This window comes from Bacillus sp. NTK034 (assembly GCF_017303275.1).
Classification (GTDB): Bacteria; Bacillota; Bacilli; order Bacillales; family Cytobacillaceae; genus Cytobacillus.
In genome coordinates, this window is the sequence record NZ_JAFKOJ010000001.1 from 932,582 (window position 1) to 954,901 (window position 22,320).

Genomic DNA, 22,320 nt, shown 5'->3' on the forward strand with positions numbered 1-22,320 from the left:
TTTATTAAGAGAGCAATATATTTTATAGAAAATATTAAAACATCTAAATTTTCAAAATTATTTGCACAATATTCTTTTTTAGTGTTATTATAGTATACAAGTTAAATATAGTGAAAAAGGGAGGTGGTCAAAATTCTCATGTACCAGAGGAAGAAAGGCTGATCTTTTGGTAAGAACTTCTGAAGGAGCATAAGAAAATAGTATAGTATGATTCGAATGGCGTACACGCAGATAACAAACACATCAGAGATTATCGCTTTTTGTTTTTTGTTTAGTTTGGTATACAATCCACCAAATGCAGTATGCTTTTTGGAAAAAGTTTCAAAACCTCCTGAATAAGCCAAGTGTTGAGGTATTACATAGTCAGCTGTAGAAAAACAGATCATGCCTCCTGCAATCTGTCTTTTGCAATCTATTTATAAAGAGATTTTTTTATAACGAAAAACGGAGGGGAATATATGGAGTTAACATTTGCTCATTGGGTATATGCAATTGTTACTGTGTCTGTAATCGCAACGATGCTTTTCAGAAGAGGCGTTGTCCTGCCTGTTATCATCGGAACTTTCTTTGTGGCAGTCATCTATAAAGGAAGTCTGATCGCTGGCTTCCAGGCGGTCTTTAACGCTAATCTCCTTGCGGCAAAAGAGCTATTCAGTATATTCTTGATCATCTCCCTCATGATTGCGCTTCTTAATTCTTTGAAAGATCTGGGAGCTGATAAAAGGCTTATCGGACCAATTGAGAAGGTAATGATCAACGGGCATGTGTCCTATTTAGTATTAATGGTTACCACTTATGTTATTTCACTCTTTTTCTGGCCTACTCCTGCTGTCCCGCTTATCTGTGCATTGCTGGTCCCGGCAGCGGTCAGGGCTGGCCTGCCTGTGATGACGGCTGCCATGGTTATAGTCATTGCTGGCCAGGGAATGGCGCTTTCTTCTGATTATATCATGCAGGTAGCACCGATGCTAAGTGCCAAAGCGGCTGGAATTGATAAAGCACTGGTTGCAGATAAGACATTAGTTCTTTCCCTCATTACAGGAGTAAGCGCATTGGCCTATATTTATTTGGCGCATAGAAAATCTATTGTCAAAAATGGCCACCATGACTCCTCGCTAAATCCTGAGGATTCAGCATATTTTGGTGTAGCCAATGAACTTGCGGCCACTGCTGAAGAAAGTGCTGAAACCATCCAGAGAAAAAACACATGGGGTAAGGTCTTTGCTGTATTAGTGCCTTTATCCATGCTGGCTGTTATGGTGTATATGTTCTCAACAAAGTTAACAGGCGGATCCGGATTTGAAGGAACAGATGGAGCTGCCTTTATCGGCGGGGTAGCGACACTTTTATTAGTGCTTGCCACCGTGGCATTTAATCGCATCCATGCCTTGGATAAAATAAGCGAGCATTTAACCGAAGGGTTTGTATTTGCCTTTAGAGCGATGGCCCCGGTTATTCCAATAGCAGGTTTCTTCTTTATGGGAAGCTCAGACTTCACCGGCACGATACTATCCTTAGATGAAAACGCTTCCAAACCTGCGTTTTTGTTCGATATGATACAGGCAGGCCAGGCTTATATTCCTGAAAATGCCTTTATTGCCGGTTTTGGTCTCTTGATAGTAGGTTTAATTACTGGCTTGGATGGTTCAGGCTTTTCTGGGCTGCCGTTAACAGGTGCCTTATCCGGTGCTTTGGCAAATGGAAGCCATATCGACCCTTCCACATTGGCAGCGATCGGGCAGATGGGCGCCATCTGGGGTGGAGGAACGATTGTTGCCTGGTCCTCCCTTGTGGCAGTAGCAGGGTTCCTCCAGCTTTCACCTTTGGAACTGGCCAGGAAAAACTTTATTCCTGTTGTCGCCAGTCTTTTTATTGCCACATTAATTGCTATATTAATTTGGTAAAACAGTAATCTTGAAAAATAAAAGGCTATCCTGCAAAGTTAGAATATACTAACTTAGGGGATAGTCTTTTTTTCAGACAGAATAGGAGGCACATGATGAAAATAGGTTTAGCAGGGATTGGAAAATTGGGGACTGCCATGATGACTCAATGGCATAAATCTAATCTTTCAATCGGCTTTTATCATCCCGACAGGTCAAAGGCAGAACAGTTTGCTGAAAAATTCCCAAACGGATGCCCTTTAACCGATGACGAGCTGAAGCAAATGGATGTGATTCTGCTCGCTTTACCTGCCGGAAAAGTGATTTCTTTTATAGAAAGTATGTTTCCTGTGGAATCTTCTATCGATTTCATCAACATGGCGACTGCGCTTTCAACGAACAGTATTAGAGGAAGATTCCCTTCCTGCAAGGTATACGGATTAAAATACATGGGGCATTCGAGAGATTTAATGGAGAATGGAAATGGGTTGTTTATTTCAGAGGACCAGCTGCCGGATCCGATAGTGGATCTTTTCAAGCCTTTGGGGGAAATAGTAAAGGACAGTGAAGACAGATTATCAGAAATAAACAAACTGGCTACATTTTTTGCTGTCAAGACAGCAGTCGAAATCGAGGATGATTTTATCCGCAAAAATTATCCCCCTGCATACATCAAAAGAGCTCTCGCCTCCCTGGCACCTGAAGTTATCCGCTCTTACAGTGAAGGCACCTTGGGGCATTTTGCACAGGAGATTGTCAATGAAATACAAAAGTCCACTAAAAAAGCTGCTGATTAAACTAGTTGATCAGCAGCTTTTTCTATTAGAACAATCTTTCCAGTAAAAACAAATAGAGCATCACACAAGCAACATAAACTGCCGCGAAAGGCATATTCCAGTTGGAGACTTTATAGGAATCTACTTTGATAATGTTGGACATGAGTCCAAGAGTGGCATTATATGGACCCACTAAGAAGGCGGAAACAGCCCCTGACAGCATGGCAACTGTCAGAATGTGAGGGGAAATCCCGATGGCTGCCGGGTTTACGCCTTCAATCATCAATGCAAGTGAGACAGCTGGATGAAGCCCCAGAAAGGCAAGCCCTAAAGGAATCAAAGGCAGGATAATCAGGAAAACTTCGACCCCTGCAACGTTTATAAAAGCTGCAATCCAGCCATAAAGGACTTCATTTGCCTTAGAAAAGTTAATAGCTGAGATAAAAAAGCCAGTTGATAAAAAGATGAAAAATTGATCCTTCATGCTCATGGCGAAGGAATTGAAATGGCCGGCAAGCTGATCGCCAAATTCTCTCCCTTTTTTTAAAATAAGGGACCAGCTGAATGCAAATGGAATAACGATCAAAGAAACAAGGATTAAGAAAGGCAAAGAAAACTGCGTCTCAGCAAGGGAAACAAGAACATTAAAAATAGCGATGGCAAAAAGGATTTGAAAAACTCTGCCCGGCCGGCCGGCATTGTTCACTTCCAGGGCTGCCGCTGTTTCGTGCACAGATTCTTCTCCAGCGTGCTGGAGTTTCATAGGCTGGGATTGACGGGAACCAATAAACCAATCCATTGCTAAGCCCAATATGCTCAGCGGAATGACATAGGGGAGGATGGATACCCAGCTGACTCCCGTCATCGTAATCACTATTCCCACAATAGGCGTTACTGGCGCCCAAATTAAAGGCATGGCAAACCCCCTGGAAATCGCTCTGCTCATGAATCGTTCCTTATTTCTCACGGGAAAGCCCCCGAGTGCCGGCCGGATTGAATAATACGTCATGGGAAGAGTGGCAAGATTCATAAAAATGCTAAAAAAGTAAGAAATTCCCGAAGTCATCATATATAAATGACCAGATGTTTTTATTCGTTTTTGAATGATAGCCTGGATGCCTTCCCCGTACCGCCCAACTTTAATCGGGATGCCCAGGATCGGTATTAACGTAAACATGGTAAGCAAATCAAGCATTGGCCCAAAGGCAAGAATATATTGCTGCCACTCTGAGCCGCTTGTCCAAAGCAGGACAGCACCAAAAGCCAGGAACACGCCACCCAGAATCTGAACAAATTTCTTCGCAAGCCTAAAGGTCAAAACGACTATGATAAAACTCAGGACAGAGAGGAGGGGATCGATATTCCATTGCGGAAGCAAAGTGGACAGCAAATATAAACCAATCACAGTCAAAAATAAAACTCTCAGCATATCAGACACCCTCGCGATCTTTAATGAAGTGAATATTGAATTGTATACCAAATTGCAATAATCTCTTTATTTGTTCAAAATTCAGCCGCGTTTTATATGAAATTTTGGTATTTGGTATACAATTTTGTTGTAAATTTTTAAAATCCATAATATAATTAAAATAACAGGTTAGAGAAAAAAGGAGGCTGCCCCCATGTTCCATTTTTTATTTGGATCCAAATATGCAATTGAGAAAACAGAAAGAAAATTAGCCCGTTTAAGAAGAACATTAAAATTCTAGTCAGGCCGCCATTATTTGGCGGTTTTTTCTATAGAATAAGAAAGTTAGAAACTTTGAACTCAGAAAACTGTATAGCGCAAACACCCTACCCCTCCAGGTGAGGCCACCAGGACAAGGAAGGCTTCGTCAGCCTTAAACATCGCACGACCGAAAGCGGTAGCTTTTGGGAGGAGATGGCGTTCTTAGTCAGCGTTCCTTCTTGGGCAACTCGCTACCCCTTTACATGTGAACAGAAAACCCGGAAGAAGAGCGGCTTCCTCCGGGTTTAGTAATGACATTTATACTGCTGCTTCATCGGTTTTTACCAGTTTGGAATGAATGGAGTCTTCGCTATTGCCTGAAGCTTTTACTATTTCATCCAATTCTTCTCTGGCTGCTTCCAGCGTTTCAAACCGTTCAAAAAATTTAACACCAATATGATTCACATACTCTTTACCTTCATACTCTTCATAAAGCTGGATTTTCATATTCTCATCCAAAACTTCCGCGATTGTGTACTTTGCCTTCAGGTTATCGAAGAAATAAAAATGATATGTCTCAACCGGCTTTAGACCCTCGTTTTCAAGTATCGTCTGGAAAGTATCTTTATTTGTTAATACAATATATTTACCCAATTAAAACACTCCCTTAGTTTTGTTTGAAATTAGTTACAAAATCCAGAATTGATCATATGTAGCTCGTGAGGCAACCTCCTCTTCTTTGGGATATTGTATACCATTCCACTTACGTTTATTTTATACTATGGTTTTGAAATATTCAATAATATATTCTAAATTTTTTAATAATTCGGTGAAAATCAGTTCTACTTTTCTTTAAAAAGATAGAGGTGAGTAAAAAGAGTGGGAGTCAATCTGGCAGATTAACGACCAAAAATAATGATCTCAAGAAAATGGCAGTTAATCCCGCTGATTAACGACGGAATTAATCGAACTCAAAGAAAAAGGTATTTAATGCGGCCGGATAACGACGAAAATAATAAAACTCAAAGAAAATGGTAGTTAACCGAGCTGATTAACGACGAATTTAATCGCACACAAGGAAAAACGGTACTAATTGGGGCTGGATAACGGCGAAATTAATCGCATTCAAGGAAGAATGGCAGTCAATCCAGTAAAAGACACCTTCCTATATTCGCCAAACACAGAAAAATAAAAAACGAGTTTGCTAATCTTCCCGAAAGGTTGTATACTTTGAAAAAGTATCTAAATTTTTAGAATAAACTGAAAGGGGTAATTTTATGCCGAAGGTTACGCTTCATGTGGATGGGGAGATTGTGGAAAAGCAGGTAAAGGATAATGCTAATTTGGTTGTTCTGGCAGGGATCCGCCAGTTTCCGGAATTAAAATATGGATGCGGCATGGGAAGATGCACAAAATGTACGTGCATTGTATTAAATGGGGGAGATGATCTCGCTCCGCCAAATTGGAAGGAAGAAAAAATGCTTGGCGACAAAGTGAAGGAAGGGTACCGGTTAACCTGTCAAATGACCATCCAAAACGACATTGAAATATCCCAGGAAAACATCTCTATAATGCCGCCAAAGAAAACAACTGCAGCTATTTCAAAGTAGTTTTTTATTTTTATTATTAGATGGTATACAAAATACCTAAAACAAGCGGGGTATCAAGAAAATGAATTGTTTTGATCTTACTAAGATGACATGGAAGGAAGTCGAAAAATCACTGGAAACAGTAGAGTTTGCCATTATTCCTGTGGGAGCACATGAGCAGCATGGTCCACATATGGTGGAAAGCTGTGATGCGGTGCTTGCGGAGAGAATGGCATTTAAGCTGGGGCAGCGAATGTTTCCATATGCTATTGTGGCGCCGGCTGTTAACATGGGGGTTTCCGAGCATCATATCCATTTTCCAGGAACAATTGCACTTCAGCCTGCTACTTTGATTGCAATTCTTACAGACATGGTTTCTTCACTGAAACAGCATGGCATTAAGAGGTTTTTATTTTTGAATTCACATGGCGGAAACCAATCTGCACTGAATCTTGCGGCCATGACCATTACAAAGGAATTGGAAGTAGAAGTCTACTATGCAAAGACCACTGCATCTGCAAAGGAATCTATCGGGAAATATGTAAAATCTCCTTTATTTGGCCACAGCTGCGAACGTGAAGTGTCTGAAGCCCTGTATCTTGCTCCTGAACTGGTAAGAGAGGACCTCTTGGAAAAAGGAGATATCAAGGAAGGGGGAAGATGGGAAAGACTTCGGCCTGGGAGAGCTGTCCAGGGATTTTATTTCTATGAAGAAATGACTGGAAACGGCTGTATTGGTGATGGCCGGCAAGGGAGCAGGGAAATTGGAGAGCAAATCGTTGAAGAAGCCCTGGATAATCTCTCTGAAGAACTTTCCGAACTGCTTGATCTGAAAGAGGAGCTGCTTTATTAATTTATTGGAATCTATCATCAGAGAAAAAATAATCTTTAAAAAATTCTAAAAATTATGTTTACAATTTAAAAAGAATAGGTTATGATCTCCTTAAGGTATACCAAAGACCAAAAAAACAGAATTAAATAGGGTTGTAAATTAGCAACCTATTATTTTTTAATAAGTTTTGGTATACAAAATATCAAGTGCCAATTGGTTACATAAATTTCGAGGAGGAGTTTACAAATGCCAGAGTTATTATCGAAAGATGAATTTCGCAAAGAACTAGAGGAAGCCATTAAAGGAAACCATAGCCAGAAAGCTCCATTCACTGTAGCATGGGCTGAAGGAAAACTGGAAAGAAAGCACTTTGCCAAATGGGCAGAAAACCATTATCACTATGTTGGACCTTTTGCTGACTACTTAGCGTACATCTATCACAACACTCCAACCGACCCGAAATTCGAAGCAGCAAAAGATTTTACACTTCAAAACATGTATGAAGAAGAAATTGCGGCAGACCGTCATACAGACTTGCTGATTCGCTTTGCTGAAGCATGTGGAACAACCCGCGAACGAGTGATTGACCCAGAAAACATGGCTCCAACCACATTAGGCCTGCAAAGCTGGTGCTATGCAGTAGCTGCCCGTGAAAACTTCGTTGTTGCAACGGCTGCTCTGGTTGTCGGCCTCGAGTCCCAGGTTCCGGACATTTATCGAAAGCAGACTCCAGCTCTCCGTGCACAATACGGATTCACAGATGAAGAAATCGAATTCTTCGATCTGCACATTGTATCTGACGAAATCCATGGAGAACGCGGCTACAAGATTGTTTTGGACCATGCAGATACTCCTGAATTACAGCAGCGCTGCCTTGAAGTAGTCCGCACAGGTGCGAAAATGCGCCGCATGTACATGGATGGCCTATGGAGAGAATATCTTGAACAGGATCTTGGATCTCTAGTAGAAACAAAATAATAAGTATTATCCAGGCCGTCACACTAAATCTTGTCCATCGAGGTCTATGTGGCGGCCCTTTCTATAATAGGAGAAGCTGGAGCAGGAAAGGGAGAATTTAACAGAGAGTAAGGTGATAGGTTTGATTACAACAAAGGTAGAAACATTTAAAAACTATATTAATGGCGAGTGGCAGGAATCCGCGAGCCAGAAGAAGTTTTATAGTGTGAACCCTGCAAATACGGAAGATGTTGTCGGTGTTTTTCAGGCATCCAATGAAAACGATGTGAACGAGGCAATTGAAGCAGCCAGTGAAGCTTTCCCTGGCTGGGCAAAAACCGCTCCATCCAAGCGCGCTGCCATTTTAAACAAGGCCGCAGCACATCTCGAAGAAAATGCGGCCCAGTATGCAGAAGAACTGACAAGGGAAGAAGGAAAGCATGTCAATGATGCGAAAAATGAAGTGCTGCGCTCCGCACAGACACTTCGCTATTATGCGGTCGAGGGACAAAGCTTTACAGGTGAAACCTTCCCGAATGATGATCCAAATATGAAAGTTTCGACGGAAAGAGAGCCGCTTGGGGTGGTAAGTGTGATCACGCCATGGAACTTTCCAATCTCCATTGCTGCGAGAAAAATTGCTCCGGCTTTAATTACTGGAAACACAGTTGTGTTCAAACCTTCTTCAGATACCCCTCTAATTGCCGTTCGGCTTGTTGAAGCGCTGCACGAGGCCGGTATACCAAATGGCGTTTTGAACTTTGTTACTGGGAAAGCATCTGATGTTGGTGATTTACTGGTCACCCATCCTGCAGTCAAGGCTGTCACTTTCACTGGTTCTACAGCTGCAGGAGAGGACATCCATAGTAAATGCTCATTCACCACCCGCACTCAAATGGAACTTGGCGGAAAGAATCCGCTTTTAGTTATGGACGATGCTGACCTTGACCTTGCGGCTACATTAACAGTGAATGGCGGGTTTTCTTTGACTGGGCAGGCATGCACAGGAACAAGCAGAGTGATCGTGATGAAGGAAGTAAAAGAAGCATTTTTGGAGAAATTGATTGAAAAAACCAGCGCCCTTAAAATTGGCAGCGGTTTTGAAGAAGGAGTTAAGATCGGCCCGCTTGCAAATGAAAGACAGCTGAAAAATGTCCTGAATTATATTGAGTTTGGCAAGGAAGACGGTGCTGATCTCGTATATGGCGGTGATCACCTCACATCAGGTGAATATGAAAAAGGATATTTTGTGCAGCCAGCCATTTTTACTAATGTTAAACCAAATCACCGCATTGCCAAGGAAGAAATTTTTGGCCCTGTCATTGCCGTGATCGAGGCAGATACATATGGAGAAGCCATTGCGATTGCCAATGACGTTGACTATGGTTTATCTGCTTCTATTGTGACAAATAACTTAAAAACAGCCAGCCAGTTTACGAAAGATATTCAGGCAGGCACCGTAAAAGTGAACCGGACAACAACCGGCAACTTAATCAATGCACCGTTTGGAGGATTAAAGCAATCCAGCACGGCTACTTTCCGGGAGTCAGGAAGAGTCGGCCTGGAATTTTTCACTCAGGTGAAAACCGTTTATATTGGCTATTAAATCAAAAGGAGAACGATGATGAAAACTGCTCTAAAACTTGAATTAGAAGAAGCAAAATTGATGATTGAAGCAGCAAAGGAAAAATCTGCGGAAATTAATGTGTTTGAAACCATTGCAATTGTCGATGACGGCGGAAGTGTGATTGCCCTGGAGCGCATGAATGGTGCAAGAATTACCGGGCCTGAAATTGCGATTGCTAAAGCTTACACAGCAGCAGGCCATAAACGCTCCACCCATCTATTCAACAAAGAACCGAATGGGCCTGCTCTTCCAGGCAATGAGGCATTTGGCATCCAGCATATGCTTAATGGCAAATTTGCTGTGTTTGTCGGAGGGTTCCCGATTGTGGTTAATGGTGAAGTCGTTGGCGGAATCGGCATCAGCGGAGGAAATGGCGAGCAGGATACGGCTGTTGGGACCGCTGCATTAAAAGCCCTTCAATCTTATTTGGAGAAAGACGGCTATGAAGTCGTAACCGAGGCAGATATTAAAAAATAATAGAAAGGGACCTCATTCGCTGTTAATAGATAGCGGAATGAGGTCCTTCTTCAGTCAAAAGCACCTAAATAAGGGGAGGAACTCATGAAGCCTTATCTTGAATTGGCGATTGGTTTTGCACGCACCGGTGTGACAGGGTATGGAGGAGGTCCTTCGACAATACCTTTGATTGAATTTGAAGCAGTTAAGAAATATAAATGGATGACGGAGGAGGAATTCGGGGAGATTCTGGCATTAGCTAATACGCTGCCAGGACCTATTGCTACGAAAATGGCTGCCTATATCGGCTATAAAGTGAAAGGCAGCATGGGTGCCGCTGTAGCCATCCTTACGCATATCCTGCCCTCCATTATTGCCATGCTGGCTTTGCTTGGCGTTTTATACTCATTCCGCCAGTCCCCGATTGTAAACGGAATGGTGCAGGGTGTGACACCTGTCATCGGCTTTATGCTGGCAGAGATGGCATACCGTTTTTACCAGAAAGGAAGCCAGGGCTTAGGGGTGCCGAAAAATCTCATACTGGCTTCCGTATCACTGGTATTTGTTCAGTTCTTGGAATGGCATCCCGGTATTTTAATTGCGATAGTCTTAAGCACTGCATTTTATATTGCCCATCAGAAGGAACAGGCGAATAAAAAGGCAACTGAAGAGTACATGCCAGTAAGGGAGAAAAGTTCATGATATATTGGGAGATCTTTTGGGCATTTTTTGTAGCGAATCTATTAGGTTACGGAGGGGGACCAGCAACGATTCCCCTCATTCAAATTGAAGTAGTGAACAACAATAACTGGATGACACTCTCTGAATTTGGGGATGTTCTCGCCATTGCCAATGCGCTGCCGGGTCCCATAGCAACGAAAATGGCCGGATTCATCGGCTATGAATTAGGCGGGGTTTTAGGAGCGGCAGCAGCTTTAGCAGCTACCATCCTTCCATCCGCTTTGGCTGTCATTGCGCTGTTTAAGTTTGTTAATTTATTCAAAGATTCCCCTAAAGTGAAGCTAATGACCAAATCCGTACAGCCGATCATTGCTGTCCTCCTGGCTGTCATGGCCTACCAGTTCTTTTTGACAGCCTTTGAAAACAGCGGAATGCTGCATCTTATACTTCTTGCAGCGGTTAGCTATTTAACATTAATCAAATTCAAGGTTCATCCTTCGCTTGTTATATTTGGAGCTTTATTTTATGGAGGGATCTTTTTATCTTAACCTATAAAAATAGGAGGTGAAAAAATGGATAGAACATGGGAGGAAAACAACTTAATATCCATACGCGAACATGCGTATTTGTACCTGAAAAAACTCATTTTAGAAGGAGAATACCAGGCAGGAGACAGACTGGTAGAAAGAGAGCTTGCAGCCAAGCTCAACATTAGCCGCACACCGATTCGGGAGGCTCTGTTCAGGCTGGAATCTCAAGGTTTCGTGAAAACAGTTCCCAGAAAAGGGGTCGTCATCTCCAATATTTCAGAGGATGAAGTATTGGAGGTATTTACGATTCTTTCTTCCCTGGAAGTACTGGCTGTAAAGCTGGCAGCACAAAGAATGGATACAGCTACTCAAAAAGAACTGGATCTCAAAATTAAGGAACTGATGGAGTTAAGTGAACAGGATGAAGAAAACTTCAATTCCGAACATATTCAAATGAACAGGCTGATTAATAAGGCATCCAAAAGTCCAAAACTATATGAAATCCTATCAGGGTTGATCGATTTTATTCATATGGCGGCCAATATGGGATATGAAACACCAGGAAGAAGGAAGGACTCCTTAAAAGAACATATCGATATAATGAGGGCACTGCGCGATAAAGATGCCGAAATAGCTGAATACCTGATGAGGATTCATATTGAGAATTCGAAAAAGGCGTACATGGCCTATGTGAACCGAATTAAAAAGAGAGGGACTATTAAAAACTAAAAAAATTAAAAAGTTTAGTATTGTCTGAATATTAAATTTATGGTATATTGTATACCAAGAACCAAGAAGCGAAATTACAGGGAGGAATTCATTCATGCCGAACATCCATTTTGTCAACAGCAACAAAACTCTGGAAGTGCCTGAGGATTCTAATATATTACGAATGTCGCTCCGCTATGATGGAGATCTGCCAAATCGCTGCGGCGGCGGAATTTGCGGCACTTGTGTTTTTAAAACCGAAGCAGGAGCAGAAAACCTGGACAACGTAAAAATCCAGGAAAGAAGAAAGCTGGGTGAAGAGTGGCTGGAGAAAGGCTATCGTTTAGGCTGCCAGACATTTGTTACAAACGGGGATATCACCATTTCATGGGACGATGAAGTGACAGATCAGGTGAAAAAGAGAAAGCCGGATAAATTAAAGCAAACCGTTACAACAGGAAAATGAGATTACAGATACTGCATTCTGTAATGGACGAAACGAAACCAACGGCGTTAGCCCGTTACAGAATGTAAAGTATATAGAATCCCAATAAAATAGAAGAAGGTGACATTATGTGGGTTTGCAGTACACACTTGAAAGAAGCCATGCAAATATTAAAAACTCCTCATATTCGAAAAGCTCCATATGAAATCAAATGCTCACTTTGTGAAAATCATGCTTTCGCCAAAGTCTATTATACTCACCGCTCATTTAAATTCACTAAACAACTATATTCTTCATTAAAACAAAGTGTTTCCCAGGAGGCATAGCCATGAAAGGGGTAAAAAAGGGAATAGAAGAAAGAATGGAAGAGCTGAATATCCAGCTCCCTGTCTTAGCTGATATCGGAATGCCTTTTGAACCGGGCGTTATCTCTGGCAATATAGTCTTTTTATCCGGACAAACACCAAGAGTAGATGGTGCGCAAAAGTATGCAGGTATTGTCGGGGCAAACATCTCGATCGAAGAAGCAAAGGATGCGGCACGTATTTGTACGCTGAATTTGCTGGCAGCCCTTCAAGGAATCATTGGAGATTTAAATAAAGTAAAAAGAATCATCAAAATGGATGGATACGTTGCCTCAACAAGCGACTTTAATTATCATCCTATGGTCATTAATGCTGCATCAGATTTGCTTCATGACATTTTCGGCAAGGAAAATGGACATGCCCGCAAAGCAGTGGGGCTAGCATCCCTTCCAGGCGGAGCCCCTGTAGAAATTGAAATGATCGTTGAAATAGAATAACTTCCAAACAAGGGCTGCTCATGTATTGAGCAGTTTTTCTATTTATGCTCCATAAATAAAATGCTAGTATGTTTTCAAAAAGGATAAAGGAGGATGTAAGCTCAAATAAATATATGTAAGGGTTTTCATGTTATCCAGCTTTAAATCTGCTATATTTAAATAAATATATAAGATAACCTGAGAATAGGTGATTCATATGAAGAGCTTTCTTTCTTATTTTAAAAAATTCAATACACTCCGGAACCAGATTCTAGCAGTGTTTTTAAGCGTCATGCTGTTTGTCCTGTCATTTGTTTCAATCGTTGTCTATGACCAATTAGGCGGCTTTTTCAGGCAAAATGCAGAACGCCAGGTTCAGCAAACCGCTGCAGAAGCCAACGGAAGAATGGAAACGCTTTATAAACAAATTGATACTCTGACTAATCAGCTCATGACAAATAGTACTGTTCAGCAGATGCTGCTAAAGATGCTTGAAGGGGAAAGCATGGATTATGGAAAATTGGAATCCCTGATAAAAATCATCAATAATACATATGCATACTCAGATGGAATATCATCAATTGAACTGTATAATGCAGAAGGCAAAAGGATTTATCCATTCGATGGGAAAAATATTTTTAAAGTCGTCGAGTCAAAGTGGGTAAAAGCGGCTGACAAGGAAAAGGGGAAGCTTGTTTGGACAGGGAAGGATCAGGGGAACAGCAGCTATTCTGCTGCCATACGGAGAGTCAGTCTGATGGATCGCTGGTTCACGAATGGCGGTTATCTTGTCGTACGTATTTCCAACAGTTATTTTCAGGTACAGGGAAATAAGGAAGAAAACGGAAATAATGATTATATGATGCTTCTTGATCGTGACTTAACCCCTATTACCTATGATTATGGACTTGACATAAAAAGCATTATCCAGCAAGAGGAAAAATCGATTATGATCCAGAATCAGGAATATATGGCTGTTACCGAAAAGTCAGCTCTGACAGGCTGGACTTTTGTCATCCTGAAGCCGATGAGTTTTTTGCTGCAGGGCGTTTCAAAAGTTCGTGCTGTAATCATTTTAGCAGTTTCCATTGGATTCTTTTTATTTGTCATTTCCTCCATAGTGCTTGCCACCATGATCACCAGACCGATTAAGAAACTGACTAAAACGATGAAAAATGCCAGAATGGATGAATTAAAACTGAATCCTGAGAGTAATTCCTCACTTGAATTTATTGAATTAAATAACACCTACAATAAAATGGTTGAAAGGACCAACCACTTAATACAAGTTGTATATGAAAAAGAATTGCTCCGGTCCCGAACTGAACTGAAGGCACTGCAGGCCCAAATTGATCCGCATTTTCTTTACAATACTTTAAACGCACTTTACTGGTCCCTGGAGGAGAAAGAGGAAGAGGAATTGGCTGAGATTGTCATTTCAATGTCGGAACTTTTCCGATATACAATCGGGAATCGCAGCTCAGCTGAATGGGTTACCATACATGATGAACTTGATCATATTGAACGGTATATGCGCCTAATGAAAATGCGGCTTGGCGAAAGACTGTTATGGAAAATTGCTGCATCGCCCAAGCTCCTTGGTGTGAAAATACCAAAACTGATTTTACAGCCATTAGTTGAAAATGCTATACAGCATGGAATTGAAAATAAGAGAATACAAGGAACTGTCCTTATCAAATTAGAAGAATCAGCCGGTGGGGACTCAATCAAAATTACGGTGCAGGATAACGGCCCGGGTATTGATCAGACCGAGCTTCATCAGTTAAACGAAGAGATAAAAAAAGAGAATGTTTCTTCATTTAAAGGGATCGGGATGGCGCTGACAAACGTTAACAAAAGGCTTAGCCTTTATTATGATGCCTATTCTCTTGGCGGACTTCATCTGGAAAGTGAGTTGGGTTCAGGCACTAAAGTTGTATTCGAGATACCTGCGGGGGAGGGAAATAAATGTGAATACAAAGATAATCTTAATTGTGGATGATGAAGAAACAACAAGACAGGGGCTGAAAAAGACACTGGAAGGATGGGCAGCAGGGAGATGTGAGATTCTAAGCGCAGCTGATGGGCATGAAGCTTTAGAGTTATTCAGGAGGACCAAAGTGAACCTGCTTATTACAGATATATGCATGCCAGAAATGACTGGATTGGCACTGCTGAAAAACATTAGAAACCAAGGATACAAGCCGGCTGTCATGATTATTTCAGGCTATCCTGATTTTGAATATGCCCAGGAAGCCATCCGGCTCGGTGTTCTCAACTATCTGGTCAAACCACTGCGGAAGGGAAGTCTTTTAAAGGCTATTGAAGAGGCACTTGAAACCGAAGAACATATGGCCAGGGCAGATTATTTGGAGAAAGTCGCAGACCAGGGCCTGTTAGAACTGGAAGCAAAAAAAGAGTATGTAAATTCATCTGTCAAACAGGCCATTGCTTATGTGAACGAAAACCTTCCGGAACAAATTTCTCTTAAAGAAGTCGCTGATGCCGTGCACCTAAATGCCAGTTATTTCAGTGTAATGTTTAAAGAGCAGACAAGCATTACCTTTAGTGAATATTTGACAAGGAAAAGGCTGCAATTGGCGAAAAAGCTGCTCATAACCACGGATTTGCGGATAGATGAAGTGGCCAGGCAAGCTGGGTATCAAACATCCAAGTACTTTATTAAGCTTTTTAAGGATTCGGAAGGTGTGACCCCAGGAAAATACCGGAAGATGACTGAACTTGATGAAACTCCTATCTAAAGATAGTGGAATTTTTCCCAATCGCGGTTACCTTACCGCGATTTTTTAGTGGTGTTATCATTAGAATTGTTAGAATAATCGAGAAATAGGGGGTTGGAAAATGTTTAAGAAAGCGCATTCATTATTACTTATTGGAGTGCTTATCCTGGCAGCAGCACTGACAGGATGCAGCGGAAACACCGATACTGCAAGCGGTGATAACGGTTCCAAAAAAACTATTAAATTCATGCACTTGTGGCCGGCAGGAAGCTCCAAGCAGCAAAATCAGATTGTCACAGACATTATTGATCAATATGAAGCTGAGCATGAAGATGTGAAAATTGAAGTCGAAGTTCTGGAAAATGAACAGTACAAAAATAAAATCAAGGTCCTTTCATCTTCTAATGAATTGCCGGATGTAGGGTTTACCTGGGCAGCGGGATATATGACTCCATTTGTAAAGGGCAATCTATTTGCAGAGCTGGATGATGTATTAAATGATGGTTTAAAGGAGTCTTTTGTCAGTGGGACTACGGAAGCTTACGCTCTCGATGGCAAAACCTATGGGTTGCCTCTTGAGCTGAACATTGCACCTATTTACTACAATAAGGAAATTTTTGAGAAATATAATCTTGATGTCCCCCAAACTTACAGTGAATTTGAAGACATTGTTAAGACATTGACAGACAACGGTGTTGCCCCGATTGCACTTGGAAATAAGGACCGCTGGACAGGATCCTTGTGGTACATGTATCTGGCAGACCGAATTGGCGGGGCTGAAGTTCTAAATAAAGCCATTGACCGCTCCGGTTCGTTCGAAGATCTGGCACTGGTATCAGCAGCTGAAGAAATTCAAAACCTTGTCAAAGAGAACGCATTTAATAAAGGCTATAATGGACTTTCAAATGACGAAGGAAAGGCTGAGTTCCTGAACGGCAATGCGGCAATGTATCTTATGGGAACCTGGGAGCTCCCTAATTTTACGACGAATGAAGAAATTCCCCAGGATTTCAGGGATAGCGTTGGATTCTTTAAATTCCCGACCGTTGAAGGCGGCAAAGGAAATATCGACAGCTGGGTGGGCGGCCCGGGAGTAGGGTTATTCGTAGCTGAGAATTCAAAGGTTAAAGATGAATCAAAAGAATTTGTAAAGTTCTTTGTTGAAAAGTGGGGAGAGCAATCTGTTGAAAAAGCGGGTGTAATTCCTGCGACGAAGGTTGATACCGGTAAAGTGGATCTTCCGGACCTGTATATTGATGTCTTAAACGAGTTAAATAAAGCCAGCAGCTTAACCTTATTTGCTGATGTCCAAATGAGTGCTTCGGTTGCAGAAACACATTTAAACCTTATCCAATCACTGTTCGGCAATGAAGTAAAACCAGCTGATTATGCCAAACAGCATGAAGAGGCTCTTAAAGCTGAGGAAGGAAATTAACAGCATTCCCGGAAAAGGATATATCTGCTGATGGGGTATATCCTTTCTAATTTTAACAGGAAGGAGCTGAAATGAAATGAATAAAGTGCTGTCCAATAAAAAAGTCATTGCACTGTACATCACACCTGCCCTTTTCCTGGTCCTTGCGCTGATCTATGTGCCGATTGTGCAGACAGGCTACTATGGTTTAATGAAATGGAATGGCATTGGAGAAATGGACTTCATCGGCTTAAAGAATTACAAGGTATTGATGAAAGATGCACTCTTTTGGAAAAGTGCATTGCATTCCTTTTTGCTGGCCCTGTTTTCAGCATTAAGTCTGATTGGTTACTTGTTCATTTCGATTATCCTCGCCTCAAAAATCAAAGGTGCAGATTTATTAAGGAAGATATACCTGATCCCCATGCTGCTGGCATCAGTCGCAATTGCACAGCTTTGGATGAAGATATACCACCCTTCAAATGGCATGCTGAACACAGTGTTAATGGCTATTGGTATTGAAGATCCGCCTGCATGGCTTGCGGACGCCAATCTCGCACTCTATGCCATCATTATACCAATTATATGGCAATACGCCGGTTTTTACATTCTCATTTATTATGCAGCATTAAAAAATATTCCAGAAACACTTGTTGAAGCAGCAAGAATTGACGGGGCTTCTCCCTGGCAGATTGCCCTTAAAATAAAGCTTCCTTTGATTCTAAATGTAATTAAAGTAACAATTGTTTTGGCAGCCGTAGGCTCGCTGAAATACTTTGACCTGATCTATGTCATGACTGGAGGCGGTCCGAATGGAGCAAGCGAAGTAATGGCGTCTTATATGTATCAAAAAGCATTTAAAGGCTTTGACTTTGGATATGCAAGTGCCATCGGATTTTTTCTGCTGGTCATTTGTCTTGTTGTTACCTACATCATCCGCAGATTTACAGCTGCTAATGAAGATATCTATTAATGGAAGGGAGGAAAAGGTATGGAAACAGTAAAACCTGATGGCACTCCGCGTTTAGGAAATGGACTTGTCACAAAGCTTGTCTCAAAACCGATCATGAACCGTATAGCATATGGCATTATGTATGTGTTCCTGGTTCTTGTCGCCGTGTTTCAGATTTTCCCGATTATCTGGCTATTTCTTTTTTCCTTGAAAAACAACCAGGAAGTATTCAATAGGTCTCCATTCTCATTGCCTGAAAGCCCTAAATGGGAAAATTACGCAAAGGTTTGGACGGAAGGAAACATCAGCCTCTATTTTATAAATAGTGTAACGTACACCCTTGCAGCTGTCATTCTGACTGTTGTTTTAGCCAGCATGGTCACTTTTGCCATTACAAGAATGCATTGGAAAGGCAGCAGACTGGTGCTGGGACTGTTTATGGTCGGTTTAATGATACCGGTCCATTCAACATTGATTCCTTTATTCAGCACTTTTACCACTATCAATCTGATTGATAATCCGCTATCCATTATTCTAACTTACACAGCTTTTAACCTTCCAATCACCATTATGATTTTATTGGGCTTTTATGAAGCTTTGCCAAGGGAGGTAGAAGAAGCAGCAGTTATGGATGGGGCATCCATTCATCACATTTTCTTTAAAATAACACTGCCTATGACGATGCCGGTAATGGCAACGGCTGCGATTATTAATATGATCTATAACTGGAATGAATTTGTTTTTGTGAATACATTTATCAGTTCGGATAGCTTTAAGACACTCACTGTTGGAATCCAGAATTTCATTGGCCAGTATACTACGGATTGGGGGGCTATCGGTGCCACGCTGGTCATAAGCATCCTGCCAATATTAATCGCCTTTCTGATATTAAGCAATCGCATCGTTGCGGGGATAGCATCTGGCTCGGTTAAAGGCTAATGATTAAAAGCAGAGGAGGTCATAAAAATGCATAATACTCTGGGCAAGCTATTTACAATATGCGAATGGATCATGAAGCTTGCTTATGTTAACTTGCTCTGGCTTTTATTTACGGTGGCGGGGTTAATTGTATTTGGCTTTATGCCGGCAACCGCATCCCTTTTCACTATCGTACGCAAGTGGCAGATGAAACAGACAGAAGTGCCTGTTTGGGATACCTTCCTATCAATCTATAAAAAGGAATTCGCTAAATCTAATTTGCTTGGTTTCATACTTGTCATCTGCGCGGGGATCATTCTTTTGGATTTACTTTTTGTAAATGGATTAGAAGGGGGTCTGCAGCTGCTATTTTTTGTACCGCTGCTGATTATATCTGCTCTCTATTTCATTACTCTGATGTATCTTTTTCCGGTTTATGTACATTACGATTTAAGAGTAACCGAATATATAAAAAATTCATGTCTGTTTGGAATCCTGAACCTGCCTCTTACCCTAATTTTAGCAGCCTCTGCCGGATCGATTATTTTTCTGCTGCTGAACAGTCCTGCATTTATTCCCTTCTTTAGCGCTGTTTCCATTACTTGGATTCTGATGTATGGGGGAATGTCCAGTTTTAGGAAAATTGAAGCGAGGCAAAATCACCGGCAGCCTGAACCGTTCAGGTATTCGGGCTTAAGCAGACATATTTAAGCAATTATAAAATGAAAGGTGTGGACAAATGGCACTCATACGCAATCCGATTTTAACAGGATTTAATCCTGATCCGAGCATATGCCGGGTGGGAGAAGATTATTATATTGCTGTTTCCACTTTTGAGTGGTTTCCAGGTGTTGGAATCTATCATTCTAAGGATCTGAAAAATTGGCGTCTGGCTGCAAGGCCATTAAACCGGATAAGCCAGCTGAATATGACAGGAAATCCGGATTCAGGCGGGGTTTGGGCACCTGCTTTATCCTATCATGATGGTCAGTTCTGGCTTATTTATACGGATGTAAAAGTGGTGGATGGCCAGTGGAAGGATTGCCATAATTACCTTTCAGTATGTGATAGCGTTGAAGGGGCATGGTCTGATCCTGTTTATTTAAATAGTTCAGGGTTTGACCCTTCTATGTTCCACGATGAGGACGGGAAAAAATATTTGGTCAACATGGTGTGGGATCACCGTGCCGGCCATCACAATTTTTACGGAATCGCTTTGCAGGAATATGACGAACGGAAACAAAGGCTGACAGGGAAAGCGGAGGTAATCTTCAAGGGGACTGATATCAAACTGACAGAAGCTCCGCATTTGTATAAAATCAATGGTTATTATTATTTGCTGACTGCTGAAGGCGGAACAAAATATGATCACCAGGCCACCATTGCGAGATCAAAAAATATAAGGGGGCCATATGAAGTACACCCTGAAAATCCGCTTATTTCATCTTTCGGGTCACCGAGGAACCCTCTGCAAAAGGCTGGTCACGCCTCAATGGTACAAACTCACACAGGTGAATGGTTTCTTGTCCATCTTACAGGACGCCCCTTAACAAGAGAGGGTCATCCCTTACTTGACCCGCGCGGTTATTGTCCTCTAGGAAGAGAGACGGCCATACAAAGGCTGGAATGGAAGAATGACTGGCCTTATGTAACTGGCGGGAACGAGCCTTCCCTTGAAATAGAAGGTCCAAAGATTAAGGAAGCAAAGTGGGAAAGAGATTTTCCAGAAAAAGACGATTTTGATAGTGAAACTTTAAACCTTCATTTCCAGAATTTAAGGATTCCACTTGGAGACCATATTGTTTCATTGAAGGATAACCCGGGCCATCTTCGGTTATATGGGAAAGAAAGCTTAACATCCAAATTTACACAGGCTTTCATAGCGAGGAGATGGCAGCACTTTTCTTTTACTGCTGAAACTAAGGTGGCATTTGAGCCCCAAACCTTCCAGCAATCTGCCGGGCTCGTCAATTATTATAATACTGAAAACTGGACATCCTGCCAGGTCAGCTGGAATGAAGATAAAGGACGAATCCTTGAATTAGTTTCATGCGATAATTTGACATTCTCTCAGCCGTTAAAAGGGAATGAAATAGAAATCCCGGCAGAAGTGAAATATGTTTACCTGCGTGTTAATGTCCATATACATGAATATAATTATTCTTATTCATTCGACGGTGAGAATTGGACCAAACTTGCAGTTCCTTTCCAATCCCATAAGTTATCGGATGATTACATAAAGGGCGGCGGGTTTTTTACAGGCGCATTCGTCGGCATGCAATGTCAGGACACTTCCGGCCAAAATCAGTTTGCTGATTTTGATTATTTTGTATATAGAGGCGAATCTTAATGTAAATTGGGCTGCTCAGGTATTGAGCAGCTTTTTTCTATATAATAGAGAAAAAGGAATCTTTTCATTTTTACCGAATTAATGTACGAAGAAACATAGGGAGGATATTATGCAAACATTTGAAAAACTTAATCGCAGGGTTTGGTATCAAACTCCTGTTTCCGAAACAGACCGTCCCATTTTAGGGGCAGTGGTTGGAGATCGAATGACTATGATGATTGATGCAGGCAATTCTGAAGCTCATGCCCAATTGTTTTTAAGCGAGCTGGAGAAGCAGCGAATACCTTCACCCACGATGGTGGTTCTGACTCATTGGCACTGGGATCATATTTTCGGCCTGCCTGCACTGGATATTCCATCTGTAGCTTCGTGCCTCACCAAAGCGGAAATGGAAAAACTAATCCCTTATCGATGGACAGATGATGCATTGGATGAGCGTGTGGAGAGCGGGGCTGAAATAGAATTTTGCGCGAACGCCATTAAAAAAGAGTATGGTAAAGATCGAAGCATTAAAATTAAACTTCCAGATATTACGTTCGAGAAAAAGCTTGAAATAGATCTTGGCGGAGTGACTTGCCAGCTGCAGCAAGTCGGCGGGGACCATTCTTCAGATTCGGTGGTGGTATATATAAAGGAAGAAAAAATATTATTTTTAGGTGATGCGATATACGCGAATCTTTACGCAAGTAAATGGAATTACACAGCAGACCGCGTACTTCAGCTAATGGATGCACTGGATCAGTTTGATGCAGATACATATATTTTATCCCACGGGACTGCCATCTCAAAGTCAGAGTACCAGGAGGAAGCGGCCTTAATGCGGAAGTCTGCACAGCTTACAAAAGAATTCGAAGGGCAGATGGAAGAAATGAAGAATGCCTATCAATCCTATGTCAATCGTGAACTGAATGACAATGAGCTTGAAACGATACAGTACTTTGCAAATGGTTATGATTTGCAAATAACTTATGCAGATTAATTTGTAAATCAAAAATCCTTTTTAAGGGAGGG

22 protein-coding genes are annotated in these 22,320 nt (G+C 41.6%); 20 read left to right on the forward strand and 2 right to left on the reverse strand.

Annotated features, from left to right (window positions below; genetic code table 11):
- Nucleotides 1-458 precede the first annotated feature (458 nt).
- Entirely contained in the window at nt 459-1,904 is a 1,446-nt protein-coding gene (locus JI665_RS04700) for a hypothetical protein (RefSeq protein WP_206836892.1), read from the forward strand.
- Between the two features lie 95 nt (nt 1,905-1,999).
- Nucleotides 2,000-2,680 (forward strand): NAD(P)-binding domain-containing protein, encoded by a 681-nt coding sequence (locus JI665_RS04705; protein WP_206836895.1) that lies wholly within the window; start codon nt 2,000-2,002, stop codon nt 2,678-2,680.
- A gap of 25 nt (nt 2,681-2,705) precedes the next feature.
- Here the strand turns inward: JI665_RS04705 and JI665_RS04710 are convergent, their stop codons facing one another.
- On the reverse strand, nt 2,706-4,088 hold the full coding sequence (locus JI665_RS04710) for a hypothetical protein (RefSeq protein WP_206836898.1): 1,383 nt from the start codon (nt 4,086-4,088) through the stop codon (nt 2,706-2,708).
- Nucleotides 4,089-4,646: 558 nt separating this feature from the next.
- On the reverse strand, nt 4,647-4,982 hold the full coding sequence (locus JI665_RS04715) for a hypothetical protein (RefSeq protein WP_206836899.1): 336 nt from the start codon (nt 4,980-4,982) through the stop codon (nt 4,647-4,649).
- A 623-nt stretch (nt 4,983-5,605) separates the two neighbouring features.
- Here JI665_RS04715 and JI665_RS04720 point away from each other — a divergent pair.
- The 18 genes from JI665_RS04720 to JI665_RS04805 all read left to right on the forward strand — a co-directional run bounded on the left by JI665_RS04720 (nt 5,606) and on the right by JI665_RS04805 (nt 22,288).
- Complete coding sequence (locus JI665_RS04720; RefSeq protein WP_206836903.1) at nt 5,606-5,938, forward strand: 2Fe-2S iron-sulfur cluster-binding protein; 333 nt, start codon at nt 5,606-5,608, stop codon at nt 5,936-5,938.
- A 61-nt stretch (nt 5,939-5,999) separates the two neighbouring features.
- Nucleotides 6,000-6,770, forward strand: coding sequence for a creatininase family protein (locus JI665_RS04725; RefSeq protein ID WP_206836905.1), 771 nt, complete (start codon nt 6,000-6,002; stop codon nt 6,768-6,770).
- Nucleotides 6,771-6,995: 225 nt separating this feature from the next.
- The gene (locus JI665_RS04730) at nt 6,996-7,727 is read left to right on the forward strand and encodes a TenA family transcriptional regulator (protein WP_206836908.1); all 732 of its coding nucleotides are present in this window, start codon (nt 6,996-6,998) and stop codon (nt 7,725-7,727) included.
- Between the two features lie 112 nt (nt 7,728-7,839).
- Nucleotides 7,840-9,312 (forward strand): aldehyde dehydrogenase family protein, encoded by a 1,473-nt coding sequence (locus tag JI665_RS04735; RefSeq protein ID WP_206836911.1) that lies wholly within the window; start codon nt 7,840-7,842, stop codon nt 9,310-9,312.
- An 18-nt stretch (nt 9,313-9,330) separates the two neighbouring features.
- Nucleotides 9,331-9,810: a GlcG/HbpS family heme-binding protein gene (locus JI665_RS04740; RefSeq protein WP_206836914.1), complete on the forward strand. Its 480-nt coding sequence runs from the start codon at nt 9,331-9,333 to the stop codon at nt 9,808-9,810.
- Nucleotides 9,811-9,894: 84 nt separating this feature from the next.
- Complete coding sequence (locus tag JI665_RS04745; protein WP_206836917.1) at nt 9,895-10,491, forward strand: chromate transporter; 597 nt, start codon at nt 9,895-9,897, stop codon at nt 10,489-10,491.
- Nucleotides 10,488-11,018 (forward strand): chromate transporter, encoded by a 531-nt coding sequence (locus JI665_RS04750; protein ID WP_206836920.1) that lies wholly within the window; start codon nt 10,488-10,490, stop codon nt 11,016-11,018. The genes JI665_RS04745 and JI665_RS04750 overlap by 4 nt, the downstream gene beginning before the upstream one ends.
- Before the next feature lie 24 nt (nt 11,019-11,042).
- Entirely contained in the window at nt 11,043-11,729 is a 687-nt protein-coding gene (locus tag JI665_RS04755) for a GntR family transcriptional regulator (RefSeq protein WP_206836923.1), read from the forward strand.
- A 94-nt stretch (nt 11,730-11,823) separates the two neighbouring features.
- Nucleotides 11,824-12,174 carry a 2Fe-2S iron-sulfur cluster-binding protein gene (locus tag JI665_RS04760; protein WP_206836926.1) on the forward strand — a complete coding sequence of 117 codons (351 nt, stop codon included), beginning with the start codon at nt 11,824-11,826 and terminating at the stop codon, nt 12,172-12,174.
- Between the two features lie 307 nt (nt 12,175-12,481).
- Nucleotides 12,482-12,955, forward strand: coding sequence for a RidA family protein (locus tag JI665_RS04765; protein WP_206836929.1), 474 nt, complete (start codon nt 12,482-12,484; stop codon nt 12,953-12,955).
- 196 nt (nt 12,956-13,151) lie between these two features.
- On the forward strand, nt 13,152-14,936 hold the full coding sequence (locus JI665_RS04770) for a sensor histidine kinase (protein WP_206836932.1): 1,785 nt from the start codon (nt 13,152-13,154) through the stop codon (nt 14,934-14,936).
- Complete coding sequence (locus tag JI665_RS04775; RefSeq protein ID WP_206836935.1) at nt 14,905-15,696, forward strand: response regulator transcription factor; 792 nt, start codon at nt 14,905-14,907, stop codon at nt 15,694-15,696. The genes JI665_RS04770 and JI665_RS04775 overlap by 32 nt, the downstream gene beginning before the upstream one ends.
- A 100-nt stretch (nt 15,697-15,796) precedes the next feature.
- A complete protein-coding gene (locus tag JI665_RS04780) occupies nt 15,797-17,110 on the forward strand; it encodes an extracellular solute-binding protein (RefSeq protein WP_206836938.1) in 1,314 nt (437 codons plus the stop codon).
- 76 nt (nt 17,111-17,186) lie between these two features.
- On the forward strand, nt 17,187-18,062 hold the full coding sequence (locus tag JI665_RS04785; protein WP_206836941.1) for a carbohydrate ABC transporter permease: 876 nt from the start codon (nt 17,187-17,189) through the stop codon (nt 18,060-18,062).
- An 18-nt stretch (nt 18,063-18,080) separates the two neighbouring features.
- Nucleotides 18,081-18,980 carry a carbohydrate ABC transporter permease gene (locus JI665_RS04790; RefSeq protein WP_206836945.1) on the forward strand — a complete coding sequence of 300 codons (900 nt, stop codon included), beginning with the start codon at nt 18,081-18,083 and terminating at the stop codon, nt 18,978-18,980.
- Nucleotides 18,981-19,007: 27 nt separating this feature from the next.
- Nucleotides 19,008-19,670: a YesL family protein gene (locus JI665_RS04795; RefSeq protein ID WP_206836948.1), complete on the forward strand. Its 663-nt coding sequence runs from the start codon at nt 19,008-19,010 to the stop codon at nt 19,668-19,670.
- A 28-nt stretch (nt 19,671-19,698) separates the two neighbouring features.
- Nucleotides 19,699-21,309 (forward strand): glycoside hydrolase family 43 protein, encoded by a 1,611-nt coding sequence (locus JI665_RS04800; RefSeq protein ID WP_206836951.1) that lies wholly within the window; start codon nt 19,699-19,701, stop codon nt 21,307-21,309.
- Nucleotides 21,310-21,418: 109 nt separating this feature from the next.
- Nucleotides 21,419-22,288, forward strand: coding sequence for an MBL fold metallo-hydrolase (locus tag JI665_RS04805; protein ID WP_206836954.1), 870 nt, complete (start codon nt 21,419-21,421; stop codon nt 22,286-22,288).
- Nucleotides 22,289-22,320 lie beyond the last annotated feature (32 nt).